The following is a 22,297-nucleotide window of genomic DNA, read 5'->3' as shown; positions in this document are numbered from 1 at the left end:
AGTGAGTAGCAAGCGATTCATTTGGCGGCCTCCTGGCTGGCGCGGGTGGCAAAGTATTCAGCCAGCGCCTTGACCTCGGTATCGGTCAGGGCCTTGGCGACACCGACCATCAACTGGTTAGGGTCGTTGCTGCGCCGGCCGTCGCGCCATGCGTCAAGTTGCCCGGCCAGGTAGCTGGCAGGCTGGTGGGCCAATGGCGGAAAGTGCTCGCCTACCCCCACACCACCCGGCCCGTGACATTGCACGCACCCGGGGATGCCTCGGCTCCAGTCGCCGTAAAGCGCCAGCGACTCGACCGGGTCGGTTGCCATCTGCTGGCGACGGGTATCAGGGGTGGGCGGTACCGGCATTGCCGCCAGCGTGGCGCTGATGGCGCTGATCTCGGCGTCGCTCAGGGCCTTGGCCAGCGGCTCCATGATCGGCTGCTTGCGGCTGCCGTCACGAAAGTCCTTGAGCTGTTTGCTCACATAGGCGGCCGGCAGGCCAGCCAGGCGTGGGAAGCCGGCGGCGGCCATGCCCAGGCCATCGGGGCCATGGCAGCTCATGCAGGCCATGGCAGAGGGGTTCTCCCCTCCCTGGGTGAATATTTTCTGGCCATCGGCGGCAGTGGCGGCTTGCATTGAAAGCAACAGCAGGCTGCCTATCAGGATTCGATCCAGTGGGATCATCACGGACTCCATTTTTCTTGTTATAAGCTTAGACTTATAAAATATAAGCCTACCGATACTAGGCCTATCCGGCCAGCGCTACAACGCGGGCAGGCACAGAAAAATGCAGGGACAACCACTGAATCGTTTAAACGCGGCTCACGCAATCACTTGGAGATGCACACGCTCACAGCCGCTTTGACATCCCCCGGGCGCAGGGGAAAATTGCTCAACCGCTCATGCAACTTGACCGCGCTGCCACTCGAGCGCTCGCTGATCTCCAGCACTGCAGCCGGGGACTTGTCCGAGAGCTTCTGCGGAACCACCACGCGCAGGCCGCTACCCCGCTCCTCGATGGTCAGCGGGCCACGGCTATCAGCCAGTTTTTGCTGAACGCAGGTGGCAAACTCGCGTGGCGACTTGCCCGAGATCACGCTCATGGTCTCGGGGCTCTGTTCGATTTCGGCTACATTGGCACAACCGGTCAGCGCAACTGCCAGCGCTGGTACAACCCATTTCATCGGTACCCCTCCATAAAAAACCGTTGGACCATGGCCAGGCCGATTTGCTCCCTGGATTGGCAGTTTTATCTCTGGCCTTGGCACTCAGCCCCACAGTGTAACCCGACATCGTGCTATCGTTTTGATTTGCCAAAAGATCCCTTGCGGAGAGCGACATGAAATTCGTACACCAGCGCGAGCACCTCAATGAAGACGACATCGTCGTCATCCACTGCTCCCAGCGCTGCAATATCCGCCTGATGAACGATGCCAACTTCCGCAGCTTCAAGAATGGCGGCCGGCATACCTATCACGGCGGCGCCTTCGTCGACTTCCCGGCGAAGATCACCGTGCCCAGCGACGGCTTCTGGAACATCACCATCGACACCGTCGGCCCGCGTGCCCTGTCGGCGGTAAGCAAGCCGACCTTCACCCACACGATCAAGATCATCCGCCGTTCGTCGTCGAAGCTGAGATAACCCCATGAGCGAAAACATCAAGTACGTCATCAAGTACAACCTCGACGGCGAGCGTCGTTTCGACTTCGCCGTGCTCAGCAGCACGGCGCCACAGCAGCTCGAGGAAGCCTTGCGCAAACTGCACGGCGAAGACTTCAGCAAGATCACCGACATCAAGGTAAGCAAGGCGCTGTAACCCACGCCCACACAAGGAGCCCCGCGATGAGCCAATGGCCGGACCCACGTATCCTCGACCTGCTCGGTATCGAGTTGCCCATCATCCAGGCACCGATGGCGGGCGCCACGGGGTCGGCCATGGCCATCGCGGTCAGTAACGCCGGGGGGCTGGGCTCGCTGCCATGCGCGATGCTCACCCCCGAGCAGATACGCCAGGAAATCGCGACCTTCAGCCAGGCCAGTCGCGGCCCGCTCAACCTCAATTTCTTCTGCCATCGGCCACCCGCCGCCGATGGCGAACGTGCAATCCGCTGGAAGCAGGCACTCAAGCCGTACTACGAAGAAGTGGGTGCCGACTTCGGCGCCACCACCCCGGTCTCCAATCGCGCGCCCTTCGACGCGGCGGGCTGTGCGCTGGTGGAAGACTGCAAGCCTGCAGTGGTGAGCTTTCACTTCGGCCTGCCTGCGCCCGAACTTCTGGCACGGGTCAAGGCCAGCGGGGCCAAGGTACTGTCCAGTGCCACCACGGTCGAGGAAGCACGCTGGCTCGAAGCCAATGGCTGCGACGCGATCATCGCCATGGGCTATGAAGCAGGTGGGCACCGCGGCATGTTCCTGAGCGATGACCTCACCACCCAGATCGGCACCCTGGCGCTGGTGCCCCAGGTGGCCGATGCGGTCAAGGTGCCGGTGATCGCGGCTGGCGGCATCGGCGATGCCCGCGGTGTTGTGGCGGCCTTCGCACTGGGCGCCTCGGCCGTTCAGCTGGGCACCGCCTACCTGTTCTGCCCCGAGGCCAAGGTTTCGGCCGCGCATCGCCAGGCACTGCACAGCGCACAGGCCAGCGATACCGCGCTCACCAACCTGTTTACCGGGCGCCCGGCACGCGGCATCAATACCCGCATCATGCGTGAGTTGGGCCCGATGAGCCCCCTGGCCCCTGCCTTCCCCCTGGCCGGCGGCGCCTTGATGCCCCTTCGCGCCATCAGCGAGCCGCAGGGCAACAGCGATTTCAGCAACCTGTGGGCCGGCCAGGCGCTGCGCCTTGGCCAAGCCCTGCCGGCGGCCGAACTGACGCGCCAACTGGCAGAAAAGGCGCTGGCATTGATGTCCCGGTAAAACAGATCTTTCCGTTTGTCGGGCAATCGCTATATATTCCAATGCATAACGATTACCTCATGCACATGGAGCTGTTTGATGAGAATGCGCGCCCCTCGTTTTGCCCTGACCGCCGTATTCGGCATGCTGACCCTCAACAGCGCCTGGGCCGATGAAGTCCAGGTGGCCGTCGCGGCCAACTTCACCGCGCCCATCCAGGCTATTGCCAAGGATTTCGAAAAGGACACCGGCCACAAGCTGGTCGCCTCCTTCGGCGCTACCGGGCAGTTCTACGCGCAGATCAAGAATGGCGCGCCCTTCGAGGTGTTCCTGTCGGCCGACGACACCACCCCCGAAAAACTCGAGAACGAAGGCGAAACCGTCAAGGGCTCGCGCTTTACCTACGCCATCGGCACCCTGGCGCTGTGGTCGCCCAAAGCGGGCTATGTGGATGACAAGGGCGAAGTCCTGAAGAAAAACGACTACAAGCACCTGTCCATCGCCAACCCCAAGGCCGCGCCCTACGGCCTGGCCGCCACGCAGGTACTGGCCAAGCTGAACCTGACCGAGGCCACCAAGGGCAAGTTGGTCGAAGGCCAGAACATCACCCAGGCGTTCCAGTTCGTTTCCACCGGCAACGCCGAGCTGGGCTTCGTGGCCCTGTCGCAGATCTACAAGGACGGCAAGGTCAGCAACGGCTCGGCCTGGATCGTGCCAGCCAACCTGCACGACCCGATCAAACAGGACGCTGTGATTCTCAACAAGGGCAAGGACAACGCCGCCGCCAAGGCGCTGGTCGATTACCTCAAGGGCCCCAAGGCCGCTGAAGTGATCAAGTCGTACGGCTACGAACTCTGATGCCACTGGACGCCAGCGACCTGGGCGCCATCTGGCTGACGTTCAAGCTGGCGTCGCTGACTACCCTGATCCTGCTGCTGATCGGCACCCCGATCGCCTGGTGGCTGGCGCGCACGCGCTCCTGGCTGCGCGGGCCGATCGGGGCGATCGTGGCCTTGCCCCTGGTGTTGCCGCCCACGGTGATCGGCTTCTATCTGCTGATCGCACTGGGCCCCCACGGCTGGCTTGGCCAGGCCACCCAGGCGCTGGGCCTGGGCACCGTGGTGTTCAGTTTCACAGGCCTGGTGATCGGGTCGGTGGTGTACTCGATGCCGTTCGTGGTGCAACCGCTGCAAAACGCCTTCAGCGCCATTGGCGAGCGCCCGCTGGAGGTGGCTGCCACCTTGCGCGCCAGCCCGTGGGACTGCTTTTTCAGCGTGGTGCTGCCCCTGGCCCGCCCTGGCTTCATTACCGCGAGCATCCTGGGCTTTGCCCACACCGTCGGCGAGTTCGGCGTGGTGCTGATGATCGGCGGCAATATTCCCGACAAGACCCGCGTGGTTTCCGTGCAGATCTTCGACCATGTCGAGGCCATGGAGTACATGCAGGCCCACTGGCTGGCCGGCGCCATGCTGGTGTTCTCGTTCCTGGTGCTGCTGGCGCTGTACGCCAGCCGCCGCGGCAAGCCGGCCTGGAGCTGACCGATGAGTGCATTGATCCAGGCCCGGTTGCAGGTGGCCTTCGACGATTTCCGACTGGATGTCGACCTGCAACTGCCCGGGCGCGGTGTCAGCGCCCTGTTCGGCCATTCGGGCTCGGGCAAGACCACCTGCCTGCGCTGCCTGGCAGGCCTGGAGCGGGCCGACCAGGCCTACATCGAGGTCAATGGCGAGGTCTGGCAGGATTCCGCACGCCAGTATTTCATGCCGCCCCACCAGCGCCCCATCGGCTATGTGTTCCAGGAAGCCAGCCTGTTCCCCCACCTGAGCGTGAAGAACAACCTGATCTTCGGCTGGCGACGCATCGCCCAGCACCAGCGCCAGGTCGGCCTGGAGCACGCCTGCGAGCTGCTGGGCATCAGCCACCTGCTCGCGCGCAAGCCGGACACCCTGTCGGGCGGTGAACGACAGCGCGTGGGGATCGCCCGTGCGCTGCTCACCAGCCCCAAGGTGCTGCTGATGGACGAACCCCTGGCAGCCCTGGACGGCCCGCGCAAACGCGAGATCCTGCCGTACCTGGAGCGCCTGCACGACCAGTTGCAGATCCCGCTGATCTACGTCAGCCATGCGCAGGACGAAGTGGCGCGCCTGGCCGATCACCTGGTGCTGCTCGAACAGGGCAAGGTGCAGGCCAGCGGGCCGATCAGCCAGACCCTGGCCCGCCTGGACCTGCCGCTGGCCCTGCAGGAGGACGCCGGGGTGGTCATCGAGGGCGAGGTGGACGCCCACGACGCGGCCTACCAGTTGCTGGACCTGAAACTGCCGGGCAGCGACCTCAGGTTGCGCCTCACCCACGAGGCGCTGGCCCCGGGGGCGCGCCTGCGGGTCAAGGTCCAGGCACGCGACGTGAGCCTGAGCCTGGCCGACGACAGCCGTTCGAGCATTCTCAACCGCCTGCCGGTGCGCGTGTGCGCGCTGCGCGCCGGTGACAACCCGGCGCAGATGCTGGTGAGCCTGGACGCCGATGGCACAGCCCTGCTGGCGCGGGTGACGCGCTACTCGAGCGACCAGTTGGGGCTGCACGAAGGCCAGCAGTTGTGGGCGCAGATAAAATCGGTGGCATTGCTGGGCTAACTTGCGCGAACGGCTGCTGTCCATCGTCAGAGCCCCTACGCGAGCGCCCAGCATGAGTGTCGACCTGCCCCCTTTGCCCAGTGGCCTGCATTACGTGGATGACAGCCGCCCCGGTTTCCATCGGCGTCTGCTGCGCAAGCACTTCGCCTATTTCGACGCCCACGGCCAGCGCATCACCGCACCGGATACCCTGGCCCGCATCAAGGCGCTGGCCATACCGCCGGCCTATACCGATGTATGGATCTGCGCCGACCCGCGCGGCCACCTGCAAGCCACCGGACGCGACGCACGTGGTCGCAAGCAGTACCGCTATCACCCCGACTGGCGCGAACTGCGCGACAGCCACAAGTACGACCGCATGCTGGCCTTCGCCAAACGCCTGCCGAGGCTGCGCAAGCAACTCGACGAGCACCTGGCGCGGCCCGGCCTGGACCGCGAAAAGGTCATGGCACTGGTGGTCAGCCTGCTCGACAACACGCTGATCCGCGTGGGCAACCGTCAGTATGCCCGCGACAACCGCTCCTACGGGCTGACCACGCTGCGCACTCGCCATGTGCAGGTCGAAGGCAGCGCAATACGGTTTCGCTTTCGCGGCAAGAGCGGCATCGAGCACCAGGTGACCCTCAAGGACCGGCGCCTGGCACGCATCGTCAAGCGCTGCCTGGAACTGCCGGGCCAGGACCTGTTCCAGTGGCAGGACGCGCTGGGGCAATGTCACACCGTCGGTTCGGCGGACGTGAACGCCTACCTGCAGCAATTGACCGGTGCCGACTTCACCGCCAAGGACTATCGCACCTGGGCCGGCAGCGCGCTGGCGCTGGAGTTGCTGCGCGAGCTGCAATGGCAACCGGAAACCGAAGCGCGCCGACAGATCGTGGCCATGCTCAAGCAGGTGGCGTCGCGACTGGGCAATACCCCCGCCGTATGCCGGCGCAGCTATGTGCACCCGGCGCTGCTGGAGCGCTTCGTGCTGGGCGAGCTCCACGCGCTGCCACGGCCACGGGCGCGCCAGCGCATGGAGCTGGCCGAGGTGGCCCTGGCACGTTTTCTCATGACATTGAATGCATGCGATACGAATGAAAATCATTAACTAGCACATTAAATAACCCTACTTTTTAAACGCCGCCGTTCCATAGAAAAAAGACATATCCCCCATCAGGCAGAGAAATTTCCCATATGCGTTGAAGCCCCCTATGCTTGCGTCCATGGGCGATACCGGTTGTGCGTAATTGCCCATCTGCCCAATCGGAACCTGTGACTAAAGACCTCAACAGAATCTTGTGCTCGGGGAATTAATTTCCATCGAATGCGTCTTTAATGAAGGGAAAGACGGCTGTGCCACCGCGCACACCCGGCCTGTGCAGCTACCGCCTGCAAGGCATTCAAAGTTACCAAGGAGAAGTACATGCTGATACTCACCCGCAAAGTTGGCGAAAGCATCGTCATCAATGATGACATCAAGGTCACCATTCTAGGGGTCAAGGGGATGCAAGTGAGGATCGGCATCGATGCACCCAAAGATGTCCAGGTGCACCGTGAAGAGATTTACAAGCGCATTCAAGCCGGCAGCCCGGCGCCGGAGAAGGGGGATGATCATCAGTAACCAGGGCTAATCGAGTCGCACGGATGCGCTTGGTCCCGGCAACACGGTTCACTGAAGCTCTGGCGTATCCCGCCCGGCCTCCGCCACACCGATGAATGCCCTGACCCTGGCCACCATGCTGGCAGTATCGAACGGCTTGTCGAACACTGCAGAAAACAGGTCAGGTATGGCTTTGCCGATACTTGCCTGGGCCCCGCTCATGAGAATGACCGGTAGGTCCGCAAACTGCGCATTGCTGCGAATCGCTTTGGCCAACTCCTCGCCATTCATTATCGGCATCATGTAGTCGGTGATGACCAGGTCGATTCGCACCTTCTCCAGCACGTCCAGGGCCGTCTTGCCATTGGGCGCCTTCTCGACCTTGTAGCCGGCGTCCTCCAGGGCATACCCCAGGATATCGGCGATCACATACTCGTCGTCCACGACCAGAATCGTGCTCATGGCTGCCAGCCCAGGGCTTTCATGCCCCTTGCGCCGATGAAGCGGTGCCCGACATCACCGCGCTCGCCTGAACGAACGCCTTGTCGAGCTCGATGCCTGTCGAACGGATGACCAGCTCCAGCAGGGCCGGATCGTATTCACTGTCGCGCACCTTGAGGATCGACAGCAAGCGTTTGAGCTCGGCGTCCAGCTCGACGAAACGCATCAGGAACAGGTTGTCGACGATCGACGACAGCTCCGACGCGGGTGCGTTGATTTCAGAGCCGAACAGGTCGCGCATCTCCCAGGTCGCCAACACCGTCACATCCTCGGCACGCAGCTCGCCCATCAGCGCACGGAAGAACTCGTTGAGCCGCCCCTGGTTGGTGGCGAGCCGGGCAAACGCGCCCAGGCTGTCGATCAGCACCCGTTTGATGCGGTGCTTGCGTACATGGCTGAGCAAACGGGCGCCCACGCCATCGAGCAACCCTTCGGTAGTGGGCTGCCAGGCCAGGTGCACCGCCCCGCTTTTCTCCAGTGCCGGCAGATCGATACCGATGGCCCTGGCCTTGATGCGCAAGCGCTGCGGGGTCTCGTAGAAGCCGAAATGCAGGCCCGGCTCGGCCACTGTGGCACCGGCCAGAAAACTCAGGCCCAGGGAGGTCTTGCCAATACCCGACGGCCCCATCGCCAGTGAGACCGAAGCGCTGGGAAAGCCCCCGCCCAGCAAGCCATCGAGACTGGCCAGGCCCGTGCCGACGCGGGTCAACACCTCGCTGCCCGGGCTGGAGGGGTGGCTGTAGAGTGCTTCAAGGCGCGGATACACCTTCAGCCCCTGCTCGGTGATCTCGCATTCGTGCACCCCGGACAGCGCCCCGCTGCCGCGGGTCTTGCGCAACTGGATGCGTCGCACCGAACGTGCGCCGTACAGGTCCTCGCCCAGCTCGATGACGCCATCGACCATGGTGTGTTCCGGGCTGCCGTCATCCAGGCGCGAACTGGTAAGCAGCAGCAAGGTGCAGCCGGCAAACGCGGCATGGCCTTGCAGCTCTGAAATGAACTTCTTGGTGTCGAGCACGTTTTCGGCGCGTGAACGTGCATTGAGCAGGCCGTCGACAATCAGCAGGGAGGCGCCCTGGCGGCCGATTTCACCGCGCAGCAGCTTGACCACCGCCTCCAGCCCCTCGCTTTCGAGGGTATCGAAGGCACTGACGAACTGCAGCTGGTTGCCCACCAGCGCAGGGTCGAAAAAGCTCAGGGTGGACAGGTACTGGAACAGACGCTCATGGGACTCGCTCAGCAGCGTCGCCACCAGCACCCGCCCGCCCGTGGCCACATGGTTGAACGCCAACTGGTTGGCCAGGATGGTCTTGCCCGAGCCCGGGCGACCCTGGACGATATAGGACGAGCCGGCCACAAGGCCGCCCTTGAGCAGGTCGTCCAGACCTTCGATGCCTGTAGCAAGACGCTTGAGCTGCTCCACGATAGGTTCACTCGCTTTGAAGGTTGTCGGGCTGGGGTGGCTGCCATGCCGGCAGGCACAGGGTCATGCAGGTGCCGCGACCGCTTTCGCTCTCGACCCTGATGCAACCGTTGCTCTGCTTGGCAAAACCGTAGGCCTGGCTCAACCCCAGGCCGGTTCCCTTGCCAAAACTCTTGGTGGTGAAAAACGGTTCGAAGATGCGCGGCAACACCGCAGCATCGATACCACGTCCGGGGTCGCGCACGCTGATGAGCACATGATCGCCAACCAGCCCGTCCCACTCCCCCTGCAGCACCTGGTTGCGTGCAACCAGTTCGATGCGCCCCTCGGCATCCATGGCGTCACGGGCGTTGAAGATCAGGTTGAGCAGCACCATCTGCAACTGGCCGCTGTCCACCTCGATATCCGATACCTCGCCCTGGATATCTACCTGCAATTCGATGCCCTTGGGCAGCGCCTGGGACAGCAACGCCTGGCTCGCCCGGACCAACTGCGCCACATCGACCCGGCTTGTGCTCTGCACCTTGCGCCGGGCAAACCCGAGCAACTGCTGGGTCACCTGGCTGCCGCGTTCGCCGGCATCGACGATATGCTGCAACAGGCGCTCGGTACGCTGCGGGTCGCGAGAGGTCATGGCCAGCTTGGCCGAGCCGATGATGATCGTGAGCAGATTGTTGAAATCGTGGGCCATGCCCCCGGTAAGCTGGCCGAGGGCTTCCAGCTTCTGCGACTGGAACAGCTGCGCACGCATGGCGTCCAACTGTAATGCGGCTTCCCGACGATCGGTGATGTCGCGGGTGATTTTCGCCAGCCCGACCACCTCGCCCTGCTCGTCCCGAATCACATCCAGTGCCGCCAGGGCCCAGAACTGCGTGCCGTCCTTGCGCATGCGCCAGCCTTCGTCCTGTGCCCCGCCGGTGCTCAGCGCACGATTGAGCAACCAGCCAGGCCGGCCTTCGGCGCAATCCTGCGGCGTGAAGAACATCGAGAAGTGCCGACCGATGACCTCGTCGGCGTTGTAGCCCTTGATGCGCTGGGCCCCCAGGTTCCACGACACCACATGGCCCTCGAGGTCGAGCATATAGATGGCGTAGTCCGCAACGGTCTGCACCAACTGCTCATAGCGGCTGGCGTGCATGGTTTGAAGGTCAGAGCGCTGGGAAGAATCCATGGCAAACCCGCAGGCACCGCAGTGAGGACAATGAGAAGGTAGACAACCGGGCGCCTCTGCAATTCCGTAATTTCGAAACAGTCGTATCGACCTGCAGGACGTGAACGATAAATCACTGGCGGAACAGTGGCGCAGTGATTGCCCGGTGTCAACGGGTGCTCACCTATCCGGGCAGTGCCCGGGGAAATCGTTCCGGGCCAGGGGGCAACTTGTTATAGTCCACAGGTGCAAGCGCAACCGGGGGAAGGACGTTGACCACAGATGCAAGGATGAAAGGCATTCACGATGACCTGGAGCACACCGCCGCCAATCTGGAGCAGATCGCGCGCGAAATGGCCGGGCATGCGCGCTACCTGCAGCACTCGGCCCACCCGCAGGATGCCCTGGAAGTGCAGCGCAGCATCAATGGGCTGCAGGCATCGATCGACCAGTTGCGCAGCGTGGCCGACCGCATCGAACCCTAGCCCCGGAGACGCCCATGCTGCCAGAGCGCCCACAGGGCCAACGCGGGCCGCTGACTACCCTCGTCTACAAGCGCCGGGGCCGCGTCGGGTTGTTTTTCGTCGCCGCCCTGTCGGTGCTGGCGGGCATGACCGACGCCATCGGCTTTCTCGCCACCGGCGATTTCGTTTCTTTCATGAGCGGCAACACCACGCGCATGGCCGTCGCCCTGGGCGATGCGCACTGGGCACTGGTGGCCCGCCTGGCCCTGCTGATCGGCGCCTTCATTGCCGGCAACGCGCTGGGGGTGATCATCGCCCGCCTGAGCGCCAAGCGAGCATGGCCGCTGCTCGCCCTGTCGGCGGCACTGCTGCTGGGGGCAGGCCTGTGGGGCGCGCAGGCGCAGTTGCCGGCGCTGCTGGGCGCGATCATCGCCATGGGCATGCTCAATGCGGCGGTCGAAGAGGTGAACGGGCTGCCCATCGGGCTGACCTATGTAACCGGCGCCCTGTCGCGCTTTGGCCGCGGCCTGGGCCGCTGGCTGATGGGGGAGCGGCGTCCGGGCTGGCGCGTGCAACTGGTGCCGTGGTCCGGCATGTTCGGCGGCGCAGTGCTGGGCGGGCTGCTGGAGCACCGCTACGGCCTGGCGGCGCTGATGGCCTGCGGTGGCTTCGCCTTGGCACTGGCCATCGTGTCACTGCTGATTCCGCGTCGCTGGCTGCGGCGTTACATGGCAAAGTAGCGGGTGCGCGAGTTGACTCGAATATAACGATGAGTTATAAAGCCGCCTTGATCCGGAAGGTAAAGTGTCGCACACACCCTGTGCCTGACCTTGCAGCCGGATGATCCGTGCGAGTGTGGTGGAATTGGTATACACAGCAGACTTAAAATCTGCCGGCGTGAGCCTTGCGGGTTCGAGTCCCGCCACTCGCACCATCTTCTGAAAAGCGCCCCTTGGGGCGCTTTTCTGCTTTCTGCGTCCTGCGTTCTCCCTCGCCTTGCCCCTGCCCCTGCGTCCATCTCCCTGCAGCAAAATCTGCAGGGATGAATTGACTTGTACAAATTTCCCTCTAACCTGCAAATATCTTGTACAAATAACAATACGTGTACAACTAAATGACCACAATGGTCATGGGTGCAGGCAATGTCCGAGTATCTCAAACGCTTTGCAGAGCGATTCTGCGCCATCGACGCGCACAACCTGGGTGTGCTGTGCGAGTTGTACAGCGACGATGTCCAGTTCCGTGACCCGCTGCATCAGATCCACGGCATGGCCGCGCTGCAGGATTATTTCGCTCAGCTGTACGCCAACGTCGATCAGGTGCGCTTCGAGTTCCACGGTTATGACCAGGTCGACGACGGGAAGGGCTACCTGCGCTGGACCCTGCACTACCGGCATGCGCGCCTGAACGGTGGGCGCCCGGTTCAGGTACAGGGTTGCTCGCACCTGATGTGGCGCGACAAGGTCTACCTGCACCATGACTACTTCGACGCCGGGGCGCTGCTGTACGAGCACCTGCCGGTGATGGGCAGCGTGATCGGCTGGCTCAAGCGGAGGCTGGCATGAGACGCATCTGGCTGACCGGCGCCAGCAGCGGCATTGGTGCGGCACTGGCCCCCCTGCTGCTGGCCCAGGGGCATCGCCTGGCGGTCAGCGCGCGCAATGTCCAGCCCTTGCAGGCATTGGCGCAGCGCTACCCCGACCAGGTACTGGTGGTACCGGGCGACCTTCGCGAGGGTGACCAGGTGCGCGCGATCGCCCAGCAGATCGCCCAGGCCTGGGGTGGCCTGGACCAGGTGATACTCAACGCCGGCACCTGCGAGTACCTGGACAGCGAAGCCTTCGAAGCCGCCATGGTCGAGCGCGTGGTGGCTTCCAACCTGTTCAGTGCCAGCCACTGCGTGGAGGCTGCCCTGCCCCTGCTGCGCCAGGGCCGACAGCCGCACCTGGTGGCCGTGGCCAGCGCCGTGACCTTTCTGGCGCTGCCCCGCGCCGGTGCCTATGGCGCCTCCAAGGCCGCGGTGCGCTACCTGTTCGAATCGCTGCGCATCGACCTGGCCCGCGAAGGCATTGCCGTGACGCTGGTCAGCCCGGGCTTCGTCGACACCCCGCTGACCCGGCGCAACGACTTCCCCATGCCGCTGTGCTGGCCCGCCGAAAAGGCCGCACGCCATATTGCCCGGCGCCTGCACAAGCGCCCGTACACCATTGCATTTCCGCTCCTGTTCATCGCCGGCCTGCGCCTGGTCGCGCTGCTGCCGGTGAGCCTGCAACTGGCACTGGGCAAGCACCTGTCACGGCCACTGCGCCAGGAACCCCACCCATGAAGATAGCCATCATCGGCAGCGGTATCGCCGGGCTTACCTGCGCCCACCTGCTGCAGCGCCAGCACGCCATCACGCTGTACGAGTCCAGTGACCGGATTGGCGGGCACACCCATACCGTCGACGTGCAGCTTGGCGAGCGACACTACGCGGTGGATACCGGGTTCATCGTGTTCAACGACTGGACCTACCCCAACTTCATCCGCCTGCTCGATCAGCTGGGCATCGCCTCGCGCCCTACCGAAATGAGCTTTTCGGTCCACGACCCGCAGACCGCCCACGAGTACAACGGCAACACCCTCAACAGCCTCTTCGCGCAGCGCCGCAACCTGTTGTCGCCGCCCTTCTGGGGCATGCTCTACGACATCCTGCGCTTCAATCGCCAGGCCCTGAACGACCTGGAGCAGCAGCGAGTCAACGACACCCTTTCGCTGGGCGACTACCTGTACATGAACGGCTACGGCGAGCGTTTCATCGACCACTACATCGTGCCGATGGGGGCCGCCATCTGGTCGATGCCACTGGCGCAGATGCTGGGCTTCCCGCTGCAGTTTTTCGTGCGCTTCTTCAAGCACCACGGGCTGCTGTCGGTCAACGACCGCCCGCAATGGCGGGTAGTGGAAGGTGGCTCGCGCAGTTACCTGGCCCCGCTGTGCGCACCGTTTGCCGAACGCATTCGCCTCAACTGCCCTGTACTGGGCGTGACCCGCGATGCCGACGGTGTCAGCCTGTTCAGCCGAGCAGGCATGGAGCGTTACGACAAGGTGGTGTTCGCCTGCCACAGCGACCAGGCGCTGCTGATGCTGCATGATCCCAGCCAGGCCGAGCGCGAGATTCTTGGCGCGCTGCGCTATGCCGACAACGACGTGGTCCTGCACACCGACACCCGCCTGCTGCCGCGTCGTCCCCTGGCCTGGGCCAGCTGGAACTACCGCCTGGGCGGCTCGCAGTCCCAGCCGGCCGCCGTCACCTACAACATGAACATTCTGCAGGGCATCGATGCCCCGCAGACCTTCTGCGTGAGCCTCAACCAGACCGGCGCCATCGACCCCGGCAAGGTCCTTGGCCGCTACACCTATGCCCACCCGCAGTTCAGCCTGGCCGGGGTACGGGCCCAGGCGCGTCACGCCGAACTGTGCGGTGCCCGACACAGCTACTACTGCGGCGCGTACTGGGGCAACGGCTTTCATGAAGACGGCGTGGTCAGCGCGCTGCGCGTGGCCGCACAATTTGGTGAGCAGTTGTGAACAGCGCGCTCTACCAGGGCTGGGTCAGCCACCGCCGCCCCGCCAGGGGGGATTTCGGCTTTGCCTACCGCATCGGCCTGCTGTACCTGGACCTGGACGAGCAGGCGCAGCTGCCAGCGCTGTCGAGGCTGGCCGGCGGGGGCCGGTGGAGCGCCTTTGCCTTCGACGAGCGGGACTATCTGCCAGCCGCCACTCACCAGGGCACGCCCCTCAAGAGCGCCGTGCTGGACCTGCTCGAACAGGTGCTGCACCACCGCCCCCAAGGGCCGGTGTGCGTACTGACCCAACCCCGCAGCTGGGGCCTGGCCTTCAACCCGGTGAGCTTTTTCTACTGCTTTGAAGGTGACGGGCGTCTGGCTGCGATTCTCTGCGAGGTCACCAACACGCCCTGGCGCGAACGCTTTCACTACGTGTTGCCCGCCGACGGCCCGGGGCCGTGGAACTTCAGCGTGGCCAAGGCGTTTCATGTGTCGCCGTTCCTGCCCGCCGACCTGGAATACCGCATGCACTTCTGCACACCTGCAGCGCGTATCCGTGTGCGCATGGAGGACTGGCAGGCACACACCCGGGTGTTCAGCGCCGTGCTGAACCTGGCGCGCATCGAGTTGGACCGACGCAGCCTGCACCGGCACCTGCTGAGCTTCCCGTGGATGACCGCCAAGACCCTGCTGGCCATCCATTGGCAGGCGTTGCGCCTGCTGCTCAAGCGTCATCGCCTGTTCGACCACTTCGCCGCCCGGGGCACCTGGCGGCGAGCCAAACCGATCAATGCACCCGACAGCGCAAAGGACACCCCCCATGAAGAGCCCTGAGGCAATCCCGGCAAAACGCTTCGCGTCCGCCGGCAACGGCATCGGCGTGATGCTGCTGCGGCGCGCTGTGCTGCGCCAGCTCGAACGCCTGCGCCACGGCGCACTGGTGGTCATCGAAGCCAATGTGGTGCACCACTTCGGCAACGCCGGCGCGAGCCTGCAAGGGCATGTCCAGGTAGTGGACGACGCGCTATGGGGCCTGGTGGCCAGCAACGGCTCGATTGGCGCAGGCGAAGCCTACGTCCACGGCTACTGGACCAGCCCGGACCTCACCGCCGTGGTCCGCGTGCTGGTGGCGAACCTGGAGGTACTCGACGGCCTGGAAGGCGGGCTGACACGCCTGGGGCGCCCGCTGCTGCATGGCCTGCACTGGCTCAACCGCAATACCCGGCGCGGCGCCAGACGCAACATCGCCGCCCATTACGACCTGGGCAACGAACTGTTCGAGCGCCTGCTGGACCCGAGCATGATGTACTCGGCGGCCATGTTTCAGGGGGCCGACGATACCCTGGAACAGGCCCAGCACTACAAGTTGCAGCGCATCTGCCAGAAGCTCGCCCTCACCCGCGACGATCACCTGCTGGAGATCGGCACCGGCTGGGGCGGCCTGGCCATTTACGCGGCACGTCACCACGGCTGCCGGGTAACCACCACCACGGTGTCGGTCGAACAGTTCGCCTATGCCCGTCGACGCATCGACGAAGCCGGCCTGCAGGACCGCATCACCCTGCTGCTGGAGGATTACCGCGACCTGCAGGGCCAGTACGACAAGCTGGTTTCCATCGAGATGATCGAAGCTGTCGGCCATCGCTACCTCAGCAGCTACTTCAGGCAATGCGCGCGGCTGCTCAAGCCCGATGGCCTGATGCTGCTGCAGAGCATCACCATCCGCGAACAGCGCTACGCACAGGCGTGCCGCTCGGTCGACTTCATCCAGCGCTACATCTTTCCGGGCGGCGCCCTGCCTTCGGTAGGGGTGATGCTGCAGGTGATGGGCCGCGACACCGATCTGAACCTGCACCACATGGAAGAATTCGGCCTGCACTATGCGCGCACCCTGCGCTGCTGGCACCAGAACCTGCAGCAGGCGCGCCAGCCGTTGCAGGCGCTGGGTTATGACGACACGTTCTACCGCTTGTGGGAGTTCTACCTGTGCTACTGCGAGGGGGGCTTTCTGGAGCGTGCCATCGGCACCGCCCAGCTGTTGTTGGCCAAGGCCGGCGCACGGCCCGCACCGCTGCTGGGGCAACCAGGCTGAACCGGCGGACAGCGCATTGGGCAGCGGTGCTGGGCAATGCGCTGCTGTTTCAGCTTGGCTGGTTCGCCTGCGTGCTGGGTGCTCGCCACCCCGCCTTGCTGGCAGTGGCAGTGGCCTGCCTGGTGACGCACCTGAGCTGCCTGGCCAAGCCCGGCGAGGTGCGCCTGATCGTCGCCGTCAGCCTGTGCGGCTGGCTGACCGACAGCCTGCTGCTGGCGCTTGGGGTGTTCGAGTTTGGCGGTCATCGTTGGCTGCCGCCGTTCTGGCTGCTGTTGCTGTGGCCGGTGTTCGCCTGCACCTTGCGCCACAGCCTGCACTGGACCGCCAACCCCTGGTGGCGGGCCAGCCTGCTGGGCGCGGTGGGCGGCCCGTTGTCCTACTGGGGCGGTGTGCAGCTTGCCGGTGCCGGGCTGCCATTGGGCACCTGGCCGAGCCTGCTGGTGCTTGCCGCCGTGTGGGCCTTGCTGCTGCCGGTACTGCACCGTCTCGGCCGGCCTACTGCACCTGCTTGCGAAAGAACAAGGTGACCTGCCCGACTTCGATGCCGAACTTGGTCATGTAGGAGCGGTTGGCCAGGGTGTTATCGTCCAGCAGGTACATCCAGTCGTCGAAGCGGATGGCCCAGGTCTTGCCGTCCACCGGTACGTCGAGCACGTACTGCCAGCGCAAGGCGAAACCGGCGTTCTGCCCGCGCGCCTCTTCCACCACATCCCCGGCCGTGCCGCGCCAACGTCCCGGGCCGTCCGGGCGAATGGTCCAGGTGCGTTGCTGCCGGGTGCCGTCGCTGTAGGTGAAGTGCTCGTTCAGCACCACGTTATCGCCTTCGCTGCGCCCTTCGATCAGCACGTGAAAACGCTTGATGACCTCGCCGGAACGCTTCTGCACGATGCCCCAGCCGTCGACGCGGCCGTTGAAGTACTGACGCAGGTCGAACGCCGGTGACTGGTTGCGGTAAGCCTCGACATCGACATTGCCGCAGCCGGCCAACAGCAGGAACACCAACAGGTACCAGGCTTTCATGGGGAAGCTCCAAGGAGTTGCCGACGCAAGTCGGGGTAGCGGCTGCGAGGGTCCAGCCAGATGGCGAAGAACGCACGGGCGAATGCCTGGTCACGCACTTCGTGCTGCAGGCGCTCCCCCACATAAAAGCGACAGCCAAGCCCGGGAACGTACACGCCCGTGATGCGCATACCCGCCTCGACATCCACGAACGCCTGCTGCATCTGCGCCTGCCACTGGTCCCGTTGCGCTGCCGTCAGCGGGGTGGCAGACAGACGCTGGATCTCCTCGAGGCTGACCTTGACCAACCGCTCGCGACTGACCGCGCGCCGGTAGGTGATCTCGAGGGCGAAGCCATCGCCCTCATTCAAGCGTGCACCGGGGGCCCACAATCGCGCCGTATAGATATCCAGGCCCCAGGTCCTGAATTCAGCACTGCCTACCAGAAGCGCATCCGGCAGGTCGGCCCGCCACCCCGCCTGGGCGTAACCGCAGGCCAGCACACCGATCAGCAACAGCAGCCTGCACAGCGCGATGGGTGGCGGTCGCATGCGGTACTCCCTGGCAGGCCCTTGGGCGGGGGGGTGCGGCGATACTTGCACATGGAAAATTTTATGTACAAGTTAATTGCCGTATCTGTACACGCTAGCACAGCCTGCAGAAGTCACTGCTTGACGAACACTACCCACGACGGCGAGGAGTCGATGATCTGCTCCTTGAACTCGATCTGGACCTGTCCTGCCCCGAACAGGCTGATGTCCTTCAGGCCCAGGCCACCCTGAACCACCACCCGTGCATCCTGTGGAAGCCGCGACAAGGCTGCCACCAGCTCGCCAACGGTCTTGTACTGCGCCATATCAACCTCACTGTGCAAAAGCCAATCGGCCATCTTCGCCGAGGCCCGCGAAGCCTCGCAAGGGCGCACCACGTTTTTAAATGGCGCGACGGGAAACCAAACCTTCAGCGCGCGGTCTGAACAGCACCAAAAAATCATCTTGCAGATCAAGTACCTGAGGTTCACATCATGCGTTTCACCCTGCCTACCCTCGCCCTGGGTATCCTGCTGCCCCTGACTGCCGCTGCCGGCGACGGCACCACCGCCATCGGTGGCGGGCTAGGCGGCGCACTGGGCAATGTGGTTGGCCAGCAGATCGGCGGCAGCACCGGCGCCGCCATCGGTGCCGGGCTGGGTGGCGCTGCAGGTAGCGCGGCCGGTGCGCGCAAGGGCAACCGCACCCAGGCCGCCGTGGGCGGTGGCCTGGGGTCGGCCGGCGGCTCGTTGATCGGCAATGCGTTGGGCGGCTCCACCGGTTCGACCGTCGGCGCCGGCCTGGGCGGCGCGGCCGGAGGCGCGGTGGGCAATCATCTGGCAGATGACAACAGGCAAAGCAACAGCAAGCACAAGCGCAAGCACCGCCACCGTTAAGTCGCCTGCCACTACGCAAACGTCCGGCCATGTGCCGGACGTTTGCGTTTTGCATTGCAGCACAGTTGCAGTCAAACCACGCTGTACCACAGCACAAATGCCGCCATTGCGATGCCCTGCACGATCAGCAACACCCGAGCACCATCAGGCCGGAACGCCAACAGCCAATAGGCAAACACCAGTGGCAGGCACAGCAGGTTGGTCAGTGCCAGCGCGAAGATCGCCAGCACCGGGCCCAGCGAGGGGAACATGCTGGCCGGGCTCAACAGGCAGTACAGGGAAGCACAGAGACCAACCGCCGCAATGATGACTGCACAGACAACGCAGAAACGACGCGCGACGTCGCGCTCATCCAGCTCCCCAACCATGCAGCACTCCCTTTACCCGATCCGATCGCACGGATCCTACCACTTTTGCTCCCTCGCGCCGGTGCCTGCAACTGTCGATCAGTTGCCGCGATGGGCGAGCGCCTGCAGCACCTGGTTCACCTTGAGGCTGGCGGTCTCCATGCTGTCCAGCGAGGCCACCACCGCGCTCCAGTCCTTGTGCTGCGCCTGGTGCAGCGCATGGCTGGCCGATTCGTGGCAGATACGGTGGGGGTCGTCGAGCTGGGCGAATGCCCGGTCGTGCTGGTAGATCTGCTGGGTTTCCGGCATCAGGTACCACTTGCCCAGGCGGCAATGCTTGTGGTCCGACAGCTCAAGGTTCGGGTCCTGATTGAACAGGCGCAGGTACACCATCAGCTTGAACAACAGGTGGTCGAGCTTGACCGCCTCGCAGAACGAACTGAGTGCCATGTTCTCGATCAGGGTGGTCATGTGGTCCCCCATCACCACCATTTCGTCCAGGGTCTGCGCCGAGGTCGACACGTCGCCAGCCAGGCGCGTGGCTTCATTGGAGAGGTTGCCGATCGAGTTGCTCGCCGCCGTGGTATCGACATTGATGGCGTCCACCAGCACGCTGATGTCCTGGGTGGCCTGGTGGGTGCGCTGGGCCAGGGCCCGTACCTCGTCGGCCACCACCGCAAACCCGCGCCCCTGCTCACCGGCCCGCGCCGCCTCGATGGCAGCGTTGAGTGCCAGCAGGTTGGTCTGGTCTGAAATGGCCTTGATCAAACCCACGATGCTGCTGATTTCGCTGACCCGCGCCTGCAGGTGGGTCACGCTCTCGACACTGCTCACGCCTTGACCGGCCATGTGCGTGAGCGAGGTGGAGAACGACGAAAGCAGTTCGGACGTCTCGCTGAACACGCCGCTGTTGGCCTTGAGGTGGTCGACCTCCCCGCGCAGGGTTTCGGCCTGGCTGACCACCCCATCACGGGTCTGCTTCATCGACTCGTCGAACATGCCCATCTTGCTGTGCAGATCACATTGGTAACGGCTGTAGGCATTGAGCTCGGCCTGCTCACCCTGGGTTTGCGCCAGCAAATCGGTCAGTTGCTGGTTTTCCTGCTGGAGCGCCAGATTCTGCTGCTTCAGCTCCTGCAACTCACGCGCCTGTGCGTTGACCTGTTCTCGCCACTTTCCACCAAACATTGCCACAACTCCCCGGCACGCAACGCCTATCGATATGTACCTCGATTTTAAAGGCGCAGCAGGGAGGCAACATTGACATCAATCAGCCATCATGCATGAATTGGCCCCTTGCGCACTGCCCAGAGCGTCTACATCGCGTTTTTCGCGCCCTTGAAAATGCCCATGGCCATGGCACAGTGCGTGGGCTGCAGTGTTTTCTCTTCGTTGTCGCAGGTAGCTGTATGGACAAACTCACCACCTTTCGAATGGGCCTCACCCTGGCTGCCGTACTGGGCCTGATGCCCCTGACGCTGCTGTTCATTGCCGGGTGCATCGGTTTTTTCTTCCCGATGTTGGTCATCAGTGAGCAACCGCTGTTCGCGATACCCATAGCCATGGGCCTGATGTCGATTTCGTTGTTCGGCCTCTGGTCGTGCTGGAAGATCTACCTGCTGGCGATGGCTGAAATACCCGTGGTACCCAACCGCCGCCTGCTGATCTGCGGGGTGGCAGTCACACTGATATGGGGCGGCGTGCTGGCCGGCTTCACTCACAAGTTCCCGCAGCTCGTGTATATCTTCATGATGCCCGGCCTGCTGTCGGCCGCCCTGTTGTGGCATACACTGCGGCGGGAACGGCAGGCGGGGTGACGCGCCCCTTCATCCCCCCCTTGGTCAACGGCTTAGCGCTGGTCAGCCCCCAGCGACCTATCGGGCCCGCGCCGCTCGAGGGCGACCGCAAGCCCCGCCAGCAAAATGGCCAGCGCGTAGGCAAAAAGACCAAGGTTGACGCCCAGGATCATCTTCTCCGAACCGTCTGTGAGTACCATCGAGCCGCCGTAGCCATCGCGCAGCCAGTACGCCATCAGGAACCCGCCTGTAACGAACAGGGTCAGCAGGCTCGCCAGCCTCAGGTTATCGCGCCCCCACACCAGCCAGACGCTGTACGCACCAATGGCGGTATTGGTGAAGAGTTGCCAGGTTTCATGCAGGCGCGCGTGTGGCTCCCAGGCCTGATTGAAGACGTGGGTATCATTGATTTCGAGGATCGGTACCACGACGGCGTAAAACACGATACCAACGGTGACCATCAACTTCGCTATCATCGCAAACTTCCTTGTTCAGACCATGACGGGACTATTCGGCACTGTAGCGCCAAGTTGCGTATATCGCGACTTTTATGGATTCAGTGTCCCTGAAGTACACTTCGCGGCATCAAACCGACAAGGCGAGACCATGAGCCTATCTATCAGGCAGGCCCTGGCAGAGGACATCCACCACCTGACAGGCATTGACGCTGTTGCACGCAACGATGAACGCCGCCGCGAGCAGCTTGCGCAGGCCATCCGCGCACGTGAGTGCTGGATTGCCTGCGAAGCGAACGACGCCGCCACCCCCTTGGGTTATGGTTGCCTGGACCGAAGCTTTTTCGGTGAGTACTTCATTCCCCTGGTGGTCGTTTCAGATGCATCCAGGCGCACCGGTGTCGGCCGCCAGCTGATGACACACCTGGAGCGAGTCGCCTCGGCGCAGAAGGTGTTCACATCCACCAACACCTCCAACCTGCCGATGCGCCAACTCCTGGCACAGCTGGGCTATCAACACAGCGGGACAATCGAAAACCTCGACCCGGGCGACCCGGAACTGGTGTTCGTGAAGTTCATGCGTTGAGCGGGCTTGTCGCCAGGCTTCTACAGAACAGAAAAGGATTTCATCGATGGCATTTTCCCCGACAGAACGTACTGCCCTGCTGGCGCTCAAGGGCGTAGGCCCCACCGTCATCACCCGGCTCGAGCAGATGGGCATCGATTCCCTGGCCGAGCTGGGCAGATCGGATGTCACTGACATCCTTGCCCAGGCATCTGCCGCATTGGGCTCGACCTGCTGGAAGAACAGCCCCCAGGCCAGGGCCGCCATTACCGCAGCCGTGGACCTGGCCAGAGGGCTGGCCGACGGTGAGCCCGCGCGCTAGCGAACTCCCCATCGATGGCGGCACCGCCCCGGCGCAGCACTGGCATCGCCCGGGCGAATCTTTCAAAACGAGACTCAGTGCAGGGTAATGAAAACCCTCACCCTGTAGTCTGCAGCG

31 protein-coding genes, 1 tRNA gene and 1 pseudogene are annotated in these 22,297 nt (G+C 63.7%); 21 read left to right on the top strand and 12 right to left on the bottom strand.

Features of this window, described 5'->3' with window-relative positions:
- Nucleotides 1-17 precede the first annotated feature (17 nt).
- A complete protein-coding gene (locus JZZ72_RS04750; RefSeq protein ID WP_043861739.1) occupies nucleotides 18-668 on the bottom strand; it encodes a c-type cytochrome in 651 nt (216 codons plus the stop codon).
- Nucleotides 669-814: 146 nt separating this feature from the next.
- Entirely contained in the window at nucleotides 815-1,168 is a 354-nt protein-coding gene (locus JZZ72_RS04745; RefSeq protein WP_043861738.1) for a hypothetical protein, read from the bottom strand.
- 155 nt (nucleotides 1,169-1,323) lie between these two features.
- Here JZZ72_RS04745 and JZZ72_RS04740 point away from each other — a divergent pair, with 155 nt between their 5' ends.
- The 8 genes from JZZ72_RS04740 (at nucleotide 1,324) to csrA (ending at nucleotide 7,113) form a co-directional block, all read left to right on the top strand.
- The gene (locus tag JZZ72_RS04740; RefSeq protein WP_043861737.1) at nucleotides 1,324-1,626 is read left to right on the top strand and encodes a DUF1883 domain-containing protein; all 303 of its coding nucleotides are present in this window, start codon (nucleotides 1,324-1,326) and stop codon (nucleotides 1,624-1,626) included.
- Nucleotides 1,627-1,630: 4 nt separating this feature from the next.
- On the top strand, nucleotides 1,631-1,801 hold the full coding sequence (locus tag JZZ72_RS04735) for a hypothetical protein (RefSeq protein WP_210014107.1): 171 nt from the start codon (nucleotides 1,631-1,633) through the stop codon (nucleotides 1,799-1,801).
- A 26-nt stretch (nucleotides 1,802-1,827) separates the two neighbouring features.
- Nucleotides 1,828-2,901, top strand: a complete 1,074-nt coding sequence (locus JZZ72_RS04730) for an NAD(P)H-dependent flavin oxidoreductase (RefSeq protein ID WP_210014106.1) — start codon at nucleotides 1,828-1,830, stop codon at nucleotides 2,899-2,901.
- Between the two features lie 78 nt (nucleotides 2,902-2,979).
- Nucleotides 2,980-3,738, top strand: coding sequence for a molybdate ABC transporter substrate-binding protein (modA, locus tag JZZ72_RS04725; RefSeq protein WP_100632574.1), 759 nt, complete (start codon nucleotides 2,980-2,982; stop codon nucleotides 3,736-3,738).
- Entirely contained in the window at nucleotides 3,738-4,418 is a 681-nt protein-coding gene (gene modB, locus JZZ72_RS04720) for a molybdate ABC transporter permease subunit (RefSeq protein ID WP_054914304.1), read from the top strand. Before modA ends, modB begins: the two co-directional genes overlap by 1 nt.
- 3 nt (nucleotides 4,419-4,421) lie before the next feature.
- Nucleotides 4,422-5,510: a molybdenum ABC transporter ATP-binding protein gene (modC, locus tag JZZ72_RS04715; RefSeq protein ID WP_078481840.1), complete on the top strand. Its 1,089-nt coding sequence runs from the start codon at nucleotides 4,422-4,424 to the stop codon at nucleotides 5,508-5,510.
- Nucleotides 5,511-5,562: 52 nt separating this feature from the next.
- Nucleotides 5,563-6,600: a DNA topoisomerase IB gene (locus JZZ72_RS04710; protein WP_054914302.1), complete on the top strand. Its 1,038-nt coding sequence runs from the start codon at nucleotides 5,563-5,565 to the stop codon at nucleotides 6,598-6,600.
- 315 nt (nucleotides 6,601-6,915) lie between these two features.
- Nucleotides 6,916-7,113: a carbon storage regulator CsrA gene (csrA, locus tag JZZ72_RS04705; RefSeq protein WP_043861731.1), complete on the top strand. Its 198-nt coding sequence runs from the start codon at nucleotides 6,916-6,918 to the stop codon at nucleotides 7,111-7,113.
- Nucleotides 7,114-7,161: 48 nt separating this feature from the next.
- On the opposite strand, the gene JZZ72_RS04700 is transcribed toward csrA, so the two are convergent.
- The 3 genes from JZZ72_RS04700 to JZZ72_RS04690 are packed head-to-tail and all read right to left on the bottom strand — an operon-like array spanning nucleotide 7,162 to nucleotide 10,187.
- A complete protein-coding gene (locus JZZ72_RS04700) occupies nucleotides 7,162-7,554 on the bottom strand; it encodes a response regulator (protein WP_054914301.1) in 393 nt (130 codons plus the stop codon).
- 19 nt (nucleotides 7,555-7,573) lie between these two features.
- Nucleotides 7,574-9,019: an ATPase domain-containing protein gene (locus tag JZZ72_RS04695; protein ID WP_043861729.1), complete on the bottom strand. Its 1,446-nt coding sequence runs from the start codon at nucleotides 9,017-9,019 to the stop codon at nucleotides 7,574-7,576.
- A gap of 4 nt (nucleotides 9,020-9,023) precedes the next feature.
- Entirely contained in the window at nucleotides 9,024-10,187 is a 1,164-nt protein-coding gene (locus JZZ72_RS04690) for a two-component system sensor histidine kinase NtrB (RefSeq protein WP_043861728.1), read from the bottom strand.
- A gap of 269 nt (nucleotides 10,188-10,456) precedes the next feature.
- Here JZZ72_RS04690 and JZZ72_RS04685 point away from each other — a divergent pair, with 269 nt between their 5' ends.
- The 9 genes from JZZ72_RS04685 to JZZ72_RS04645 all read left to right on the top strand — a co-directional run bounded on the left by JZZ72_RS04685 (nucleotide 10,457) and on the right by JZZ72_RS04645 (nucleotide 16,797).
- Nucleotides 10,457-10,651: a hypothetical protein gene (locus tag JZZ72_RS04685; protein ID WP_210014105.1), complete on the top strand. Its 195-nt coding sequence runs from the start codon at nucleotides 10,457-10,459 to the stop codon at nucleotides 10,649-10,651.
- A 14-nt stretch (nucleotides 10,652-10,665) separates the two neighbouring features.
- On the top strand, nucleotides 10,666-11,370 hold the full coding sequence (locus JZZ72_RS04680) for a YoaK family protein (protein WP_043861726.1): 705 nt from the start codon (nucleotides 10,666-10,668) through the stop codon (nucleotides 11,368-11,370).
- 109 nt (nucleotides 11,371-11,479) lie between these two features.
- A tRNA-Leu gene (locus tag JZZ72_RS04675) sits at nucleotides 11,480-11,564 on the top strand.
- Nucleotides 11,565-11,772: 208 nt separating this feature from the next.
- The gene (locus JZZ72_RS04670; RefSeq protein ID WP_210014104.1) at nucleotides 11,773-12,195 is read left to right on the top strand and encodes a nuclear transport factor 2 family protein; all 423 of its coding nucleotides are present in this window, start codon (nucleotides 11,773-11,775) and stop codon (nucleotides 12,193-12,195) included.
- A complete protein-coding gene (locus JZZ72_RS04665) occupies nucleotides 12,192-12,956 on the top strand; it encodes an SDR family NAD(P)-dependent oxidoreductase (RefSeq protein WP_043861724.1) in 765 nt (254 codons plus the stop codon). Before JZZ72_RS04670 ends, JZZ72_RS04665 begins: the two co-directional genes overlap by 4 nt.
- The gene (locus JZZ72_RS04660; protein ID WP_043861723.1) at nucleotides 12,953-14,200 is read left to right on the top strand and encodes an NAD(P)/FAD-dependent oxidoreductase; all 1,248 of its coding nucleotides are present in this window, start codon (nucleotides 12,953-12,955) and stop codon (nucleotides 14,198-14,200) included. Before JZZ72_RS04665 ends, JZZ72_RS04660 begins: the two co-directional genes overlap by 4 nt.
- Entirely contained in the window at nucleotides 14,197-15,012 is an 816-nt protein-coding gene (locus JZZ72_RS04655) for a DUF1365 domain-containing protein (RefSeq protein WP_210014103.1), read from the top strand. The genes JZZ72_RS04660 and JZZ72_RS04655 overlap by 4 nt, the downstream gene beginning before the upstream one ends.
- Complete coding sequence (locus tag JZZ72_RS04650; RefSeq protein WP_210014102.1) at nucleotides 14,999-16,270, top strand: SAM-dependent methyltransferase; 1,272 nt, start codon at nucleotides 14,999-15,001, stop codon at nucleotides 16,268-16,270. Before JZZ72_RS04655 ends, JZZ72_RS04650 begins: the two co-directional genes overlap by 14 nt.
- Nucleotides 16,271-16,296: 26 nt before the next feature.
- The gene (locus tag JZZ72_RS04645) at nucleotides 16,297-16,797 is read left to right on the top strand and encodes a DUF2878 domain-containing protein (protein WP_210014101.1); all 501 of its coding nucleotides are present in this window, start codon (nucleotides 16,297-16,299) and stop codon (nucleotides 16,795-16,797) included.
- On the opposite strand, the gene JZZ72_RS04640 is transcribed toward JZZ72_RS04645, so the two are convergent.
- The 3 genes from JZZ72_RS04640 to JZZ72_RS04630 all read right to left on the bottom strand — a co-directional run bounded on the left by JZZ72_RS04640 (nucleotide 16,766) and on the right by JZZ72_RS04630 (nucleotide 18,125).
- A complete protein-coding gene (locus tag JZZ72_RS04640) occupies nucleotides 16,766-17,290 on the bottom strand; it encodes a DUF3833 domain-containing protein (protein ID WP_043861719.1) in 525 nt (174 codons plus the stop codon). The two genes, JZZ72_RS04645 and JZZ72_RS04640, sit on opposite strands and share 32 nt — an antisense overlap.
- Nucleotides 17,287-17,820, bottom strand: a complete 534-nt coding sequence (locus JZZ72_RS04635) for a chalcone isomerase family protein (RefSeq protein WP_078481844.1) — start codon at nucleotides 17,818-17,820, stop codon at nucleotides 17,287-17,289. Before JZZ72_RS04635 ends, JZZ72_RS04640 begins: the two co-directional genes overlap by 4 nt.
- 113 nt (nucleotides 17,821-17,933) lie before the next feature.
- A complete protein-coding gene (locus tag JZZ72_RS04630; protein WP_043861717.1) occupies nucleotides 17,934-18,125 on the bottom strand; it encodes a hypothetical protein in 192 nt (63 codons plus the stop codon).
- Between the two features lie 168 nt (nucleotides 18,126-18,293).
- Between JZZ72_RS04630 and JZZ72_RS04625 the strand changes: the two genes are divergently transcribed.
- The gene (locus JZZ72_RS04625) at nucleotides 18,294-18,695 is read left to right on the top strand and encodes a glycine zipper domain-containing protein (protein WP_210014100.1); all 402 of its coding nucleotides are present in this window, start codon (nucleotides 18,294-18,296) and stop codon (nucleotides 18,693-18,695) included.
- 71 nt (nucleotides 18,696-18,766) lie between these two features.
- Here JZZ72_RS04625 and JZZ72_RS04620 read toward each other — a convergent pair whose 3' ends face one another.
- From JZZ72_RS04620 to JZZ72_RS28215, 3 genes and pseudogenes are all read right to left on the bottom strand, one after another.
- A complete protein-coding gene (locus JZZ72_RS04620) occupies nucleotides 18,767-19,063 on the bottom strand; it encodes a hypothetical protein (protein ID WP_043861715.1) in 297 nt (98 codons plus the stop codon).
- Between the two features lie 78 nt (nucleotides 19,064-19,141).
- The gene (locus JZZ72_RS27740; RefSeq protein WP_268968920.1) at nucleotides 19,142-19,492 is read right to left on the bottom strand and encodes a CZB domain-containing protein; all 351 of its coding nucleotides are present in this window, start codon (nucleotides 19,490-19,492) and stop codon (nucleotides 19,142-19,144) included.
- A 45-nt stretch (nucleotides 19,493-19,537) separates the two neighbouring features.
- Nucleotides 19,538-19,813, bottom strand: a pseudogene (locus JZZ72_RS28215) (methyl-accepting chemotaxis protein); the annotation flags it as partial.
- 638 nt (nucleotides 19,814-20,451) lie between these two features.
- On the opposite strand from JZZ72_RS28215, the gene JZZ72_RS04610 reads away from it, so the two are divergent.
- Nucleotides 20,452-20,859, top strand: coding sequence for a hypothetical protein (locus JZZ72_RS04610; protein ID WP_078481846.1), 408 nt, complete (start codon nucleotides 20,452-20,454; stop codon nucleotides 20,857-20,859).
- Between the two features lie 32 nt (nucleotides 20,860-20,891).
- On the opposite strand, the gene JZZ72_RS04605 is transcribed toward JZZ72_RS04610, so the two are convergent.
- On the bottom strand, nucleotides 20,892-21,314 hold the full coding sequence (locus JZZ72_RS04605) for a hypothetical protein (protein WP_116053622.1): 423 nt from the start codon (nucleotides 21,312-21,314) through the stop codon (nucleotides 20,892-20,894).
- Here JZZ72_RS04605 and JZZ72_RS04600 point away from each other — a divergent pair.
- A complete protein-coding gene (locus JZZ72_RS04600; RefSeq protein ID WP_282361326.1) occupies nucleotides 21,292-21,879 on the top strand; it encodes a GNAT family N-acetyltransferase in 588 nt (195 codons plus the stop codon). The genes JZZ72_RS04605 and JZZ72_RS04600 overlap by 23 nt on opposite strands.
- 46 nt (nucleotides 21,880-21,925) lie before the next feature.
- Nucleotides 21,926-22,180 (top strand): hypothetical protein, encoded by a 255-nt coding sequence (locus tag JZZ72_RS04595; protein ID WP_054914290.1) that lies wholly within the window; start codon nucleotides 21,926-21,928, stop codon nucleotides 22,178-22,180.
- The last annotated feature ends 117 nt before the right edge of the window (nucleotides 22,181-22,297 follow it).

Origin of the sequence: Pseudomonas palmensis (assembly GCF_017848315.1) — a bacterium.
Lineage (GTDB): Bacteria > Pseudomonadota > Gammaproteobacteria > Pseudomonadales > Pseudomonadaceae > Aquipseudomonas > Aquipseudomonas palmensis.
The sequence above is the reverse complement of the archived record's forward strand: the minus strand, read 5'-3'. Positions and strand labels throughout refer to the sequence as shown.

What these genes read in the sequence shown, in the direction of transcription:
- JZZ72_RS04750 (WP_043861739.1), bottom strand. Translation starts at nt 668, where the DNA reads ATGATCCCACTGGATCGAATCCTGATAGGCAGCCTGCTGTTGCTTTCA.
- JZZ72_RS04745 (WP_043861738.1), bottom strand. Translation starts at nt 1,168, where the DNA reads ATGAAATGGGTTGTACCAGCGCTGGCAGTTGCGCTGACCGGTTGTGCC.
- JZZ72_RS04740 (WP_043861737.1), top strand. Translation starts at nt 1,324, where the DNA reads ATGAAATTCGTACACCAGCGCGAGCACCTCAATGAAGACGACATCGTC.
- JZZ72_RS04735 (WP_210014107.1), top strand. Translation starts at nt 1,631, where the DNA reads ATGAGCGAAAACATCAAGTACGTCATCAAGTACAACCTCGACGGCGAG.
- JZZ72_RS04730 (WP_210014106.1), top strand. Translation starts at nt 1,828, where the DNA reads ATGAGCCAATGGCCGGACCCACGTATCCTCGACCTGCTCGGTATCGAG.
- modA (WP_100632574.1), top strand. Translation starts at nt 2,980, where the DNA reads ATGAGAATGCGCGCCCCTCGTTTTGCCCTGACCGCCGTATTCGGCATG.
- modB (WP_054914304.1), top strand. Translation starts at nt 3,738, where the DNA reads ATGCCACTGGACGCCAGCGACCTGGGCGCCATCTGGCTGACGTTCAAG.
- modC (WP_078481840.1), top strand. Translation starts at nt 4,422, where the DNA reads ATGAGTGCATTGATCCAGGCCCGGTTGCAGGTGGCCTTCGACGATTTC.
- JZZ72_RS04710 (WP_054914302.1), top strand. Translation starts at nt 5,563, where the DNA reads ATGAGTGTCGACCTGCCCCCTTTGCCCAGTGGCCTGCATTACGTGGAT.
- csrA (WP_043861731.1), top strand. Translation starts at nt 6,916, where the DNA reads ATGCTGATACTCACCCGCAAAGTTGGCGAAAGCATCGTCATCAATGAT.
- JZZ72_RS04700 (WP_054914301.1), bottom strand. Translation starts at nt 7,554, where the DNA reads ATGAGCACGATTCTGGTCGTGGACGACGAGTATGTGATCGCCGATATC.
- JZZ72_RS04690 (WP_043861728.1), bottom strand. Translation starts at nt 10,187, where the DNA reads ATGGATTCTTCCCAGCGCTCTGACCTTCAAACCATGCACGCCAGCCGC.
- JZZ72_RS04685 (WP_210014105.1), top strand. Translation starts at nt 10,457, where the DNA reads ATGAAAGGCATTCACGATGACCTGGAGCACACCGCCGCCAATCTGGAG.
- JZZ72_RS04680 (WP_043861726.1), top strand. Translation starts at nt 10,666, where the DNA reads ATGCTGCCAGAGCGCCCACAGGGCCAACGCGGGCCGCTGACTACCCTC.
- JZZ72_RS04670 (WP_210014104.1), top strand. Translation starts at nt 11,773, where the DNA reads ATGTCCGAGTATCTCAAACGCTTTGCAGAGCGATTCTGCGCCATCGAC.
- JZZ72_RS04665 (WP_043861724.1), top strand. Translation starts at nt 12,192, where the DNA reads ATGAGACGCATCTGGCTGACCGGCGCCAGCAGCGGCATTGGTGCGGCA.
- JZZ72_RS04660 (WP_043861723.1), top strand. Translation starts at nt 12,953, where the DNA reads ATGAAGATAGCCATCATCGGCAGCGGTATCGCCGGGCTTACCTGCGCC.
- JZZ72_RS04650 (WP_210014102.1), top strand. Translation starts at nt 14,999, where the DNA reads ATGAAGAGCCCTGAGGCAATCCCGGCAAAACGCTTCGCGTCCGCCGGC.
- JZZ72_RS04640 (WP_043861719.1), bottom strand. Translation starts at nt 17,290, where the DNA reads ATGAAAGCCTGGTACCTGTTGGTGTTCCTGCTGTTGGCCGGCTGCGGC.
- JZZ72_RS04635 (WP_078481844.1), bottom strand. Translation starts at nt 17,820, where the DNA reads ATGCGACCGCCACCCATCGCGCTGTGCAGGCTGCTGTTGCTGATCGGT.
- JZZ72_RS04630 (WP_043861717.1), bottom strand. Translation starts at nt 18,125, where the DNA reads ATGGCGCAGTACAAGACCGTTGGCGAGCTGGTGGCAGCCTTGTCGCGG.
- JZZ72_RS04625 (WP_210014100.1), top strand. Translation starts at nt 18,294, where the DNA reads ATGCGTTTCACCCTGCCTACCCTCGCCCTGGGTATCCTGCTGCCCCTG.
- JZZ72_RS04620 (WP_043861715.1), bottom strand. Translation starts at nt 19,063, where the DNA reads ATGGTTGGGGAGCTGGATGAGCGCGACGTCGCGCGTCGTTTCTGCGTT.
- JZZ72_RS27740 (WP_268968920.1), bottom strand. Translation starts at nt 19,492, where the DNA reads ATGGCACTCAGTTCGTTCTGCGAGGCGGTCAAGCTCGACCACCTGTTG.
- JZZ72_RS04610 (WP_078481846.1), top strand. Translation starts at nt 20,452, where the DNA reads ATGGACAAACTCACCACCTTTCGAATGGGCCTCACCCTGGCTGCCGTA.
- JZZ72_RS04605 (WP_116053622.1), bottom strand. Translation starts at nt 21,314, where the DNA reads ATGATAGCGAAGTTGATGGTCACCGTTGGTATCGTGTTTTACGCCGTC.
- JZZ72_RS04595 (WP_054914290.1), top strand. Translation starts at nt 21,926, where the DNA reads ATGGCATTTTCCCCGACAGAACGTACTGCCCTGCTGGCGCTCAAGGGC.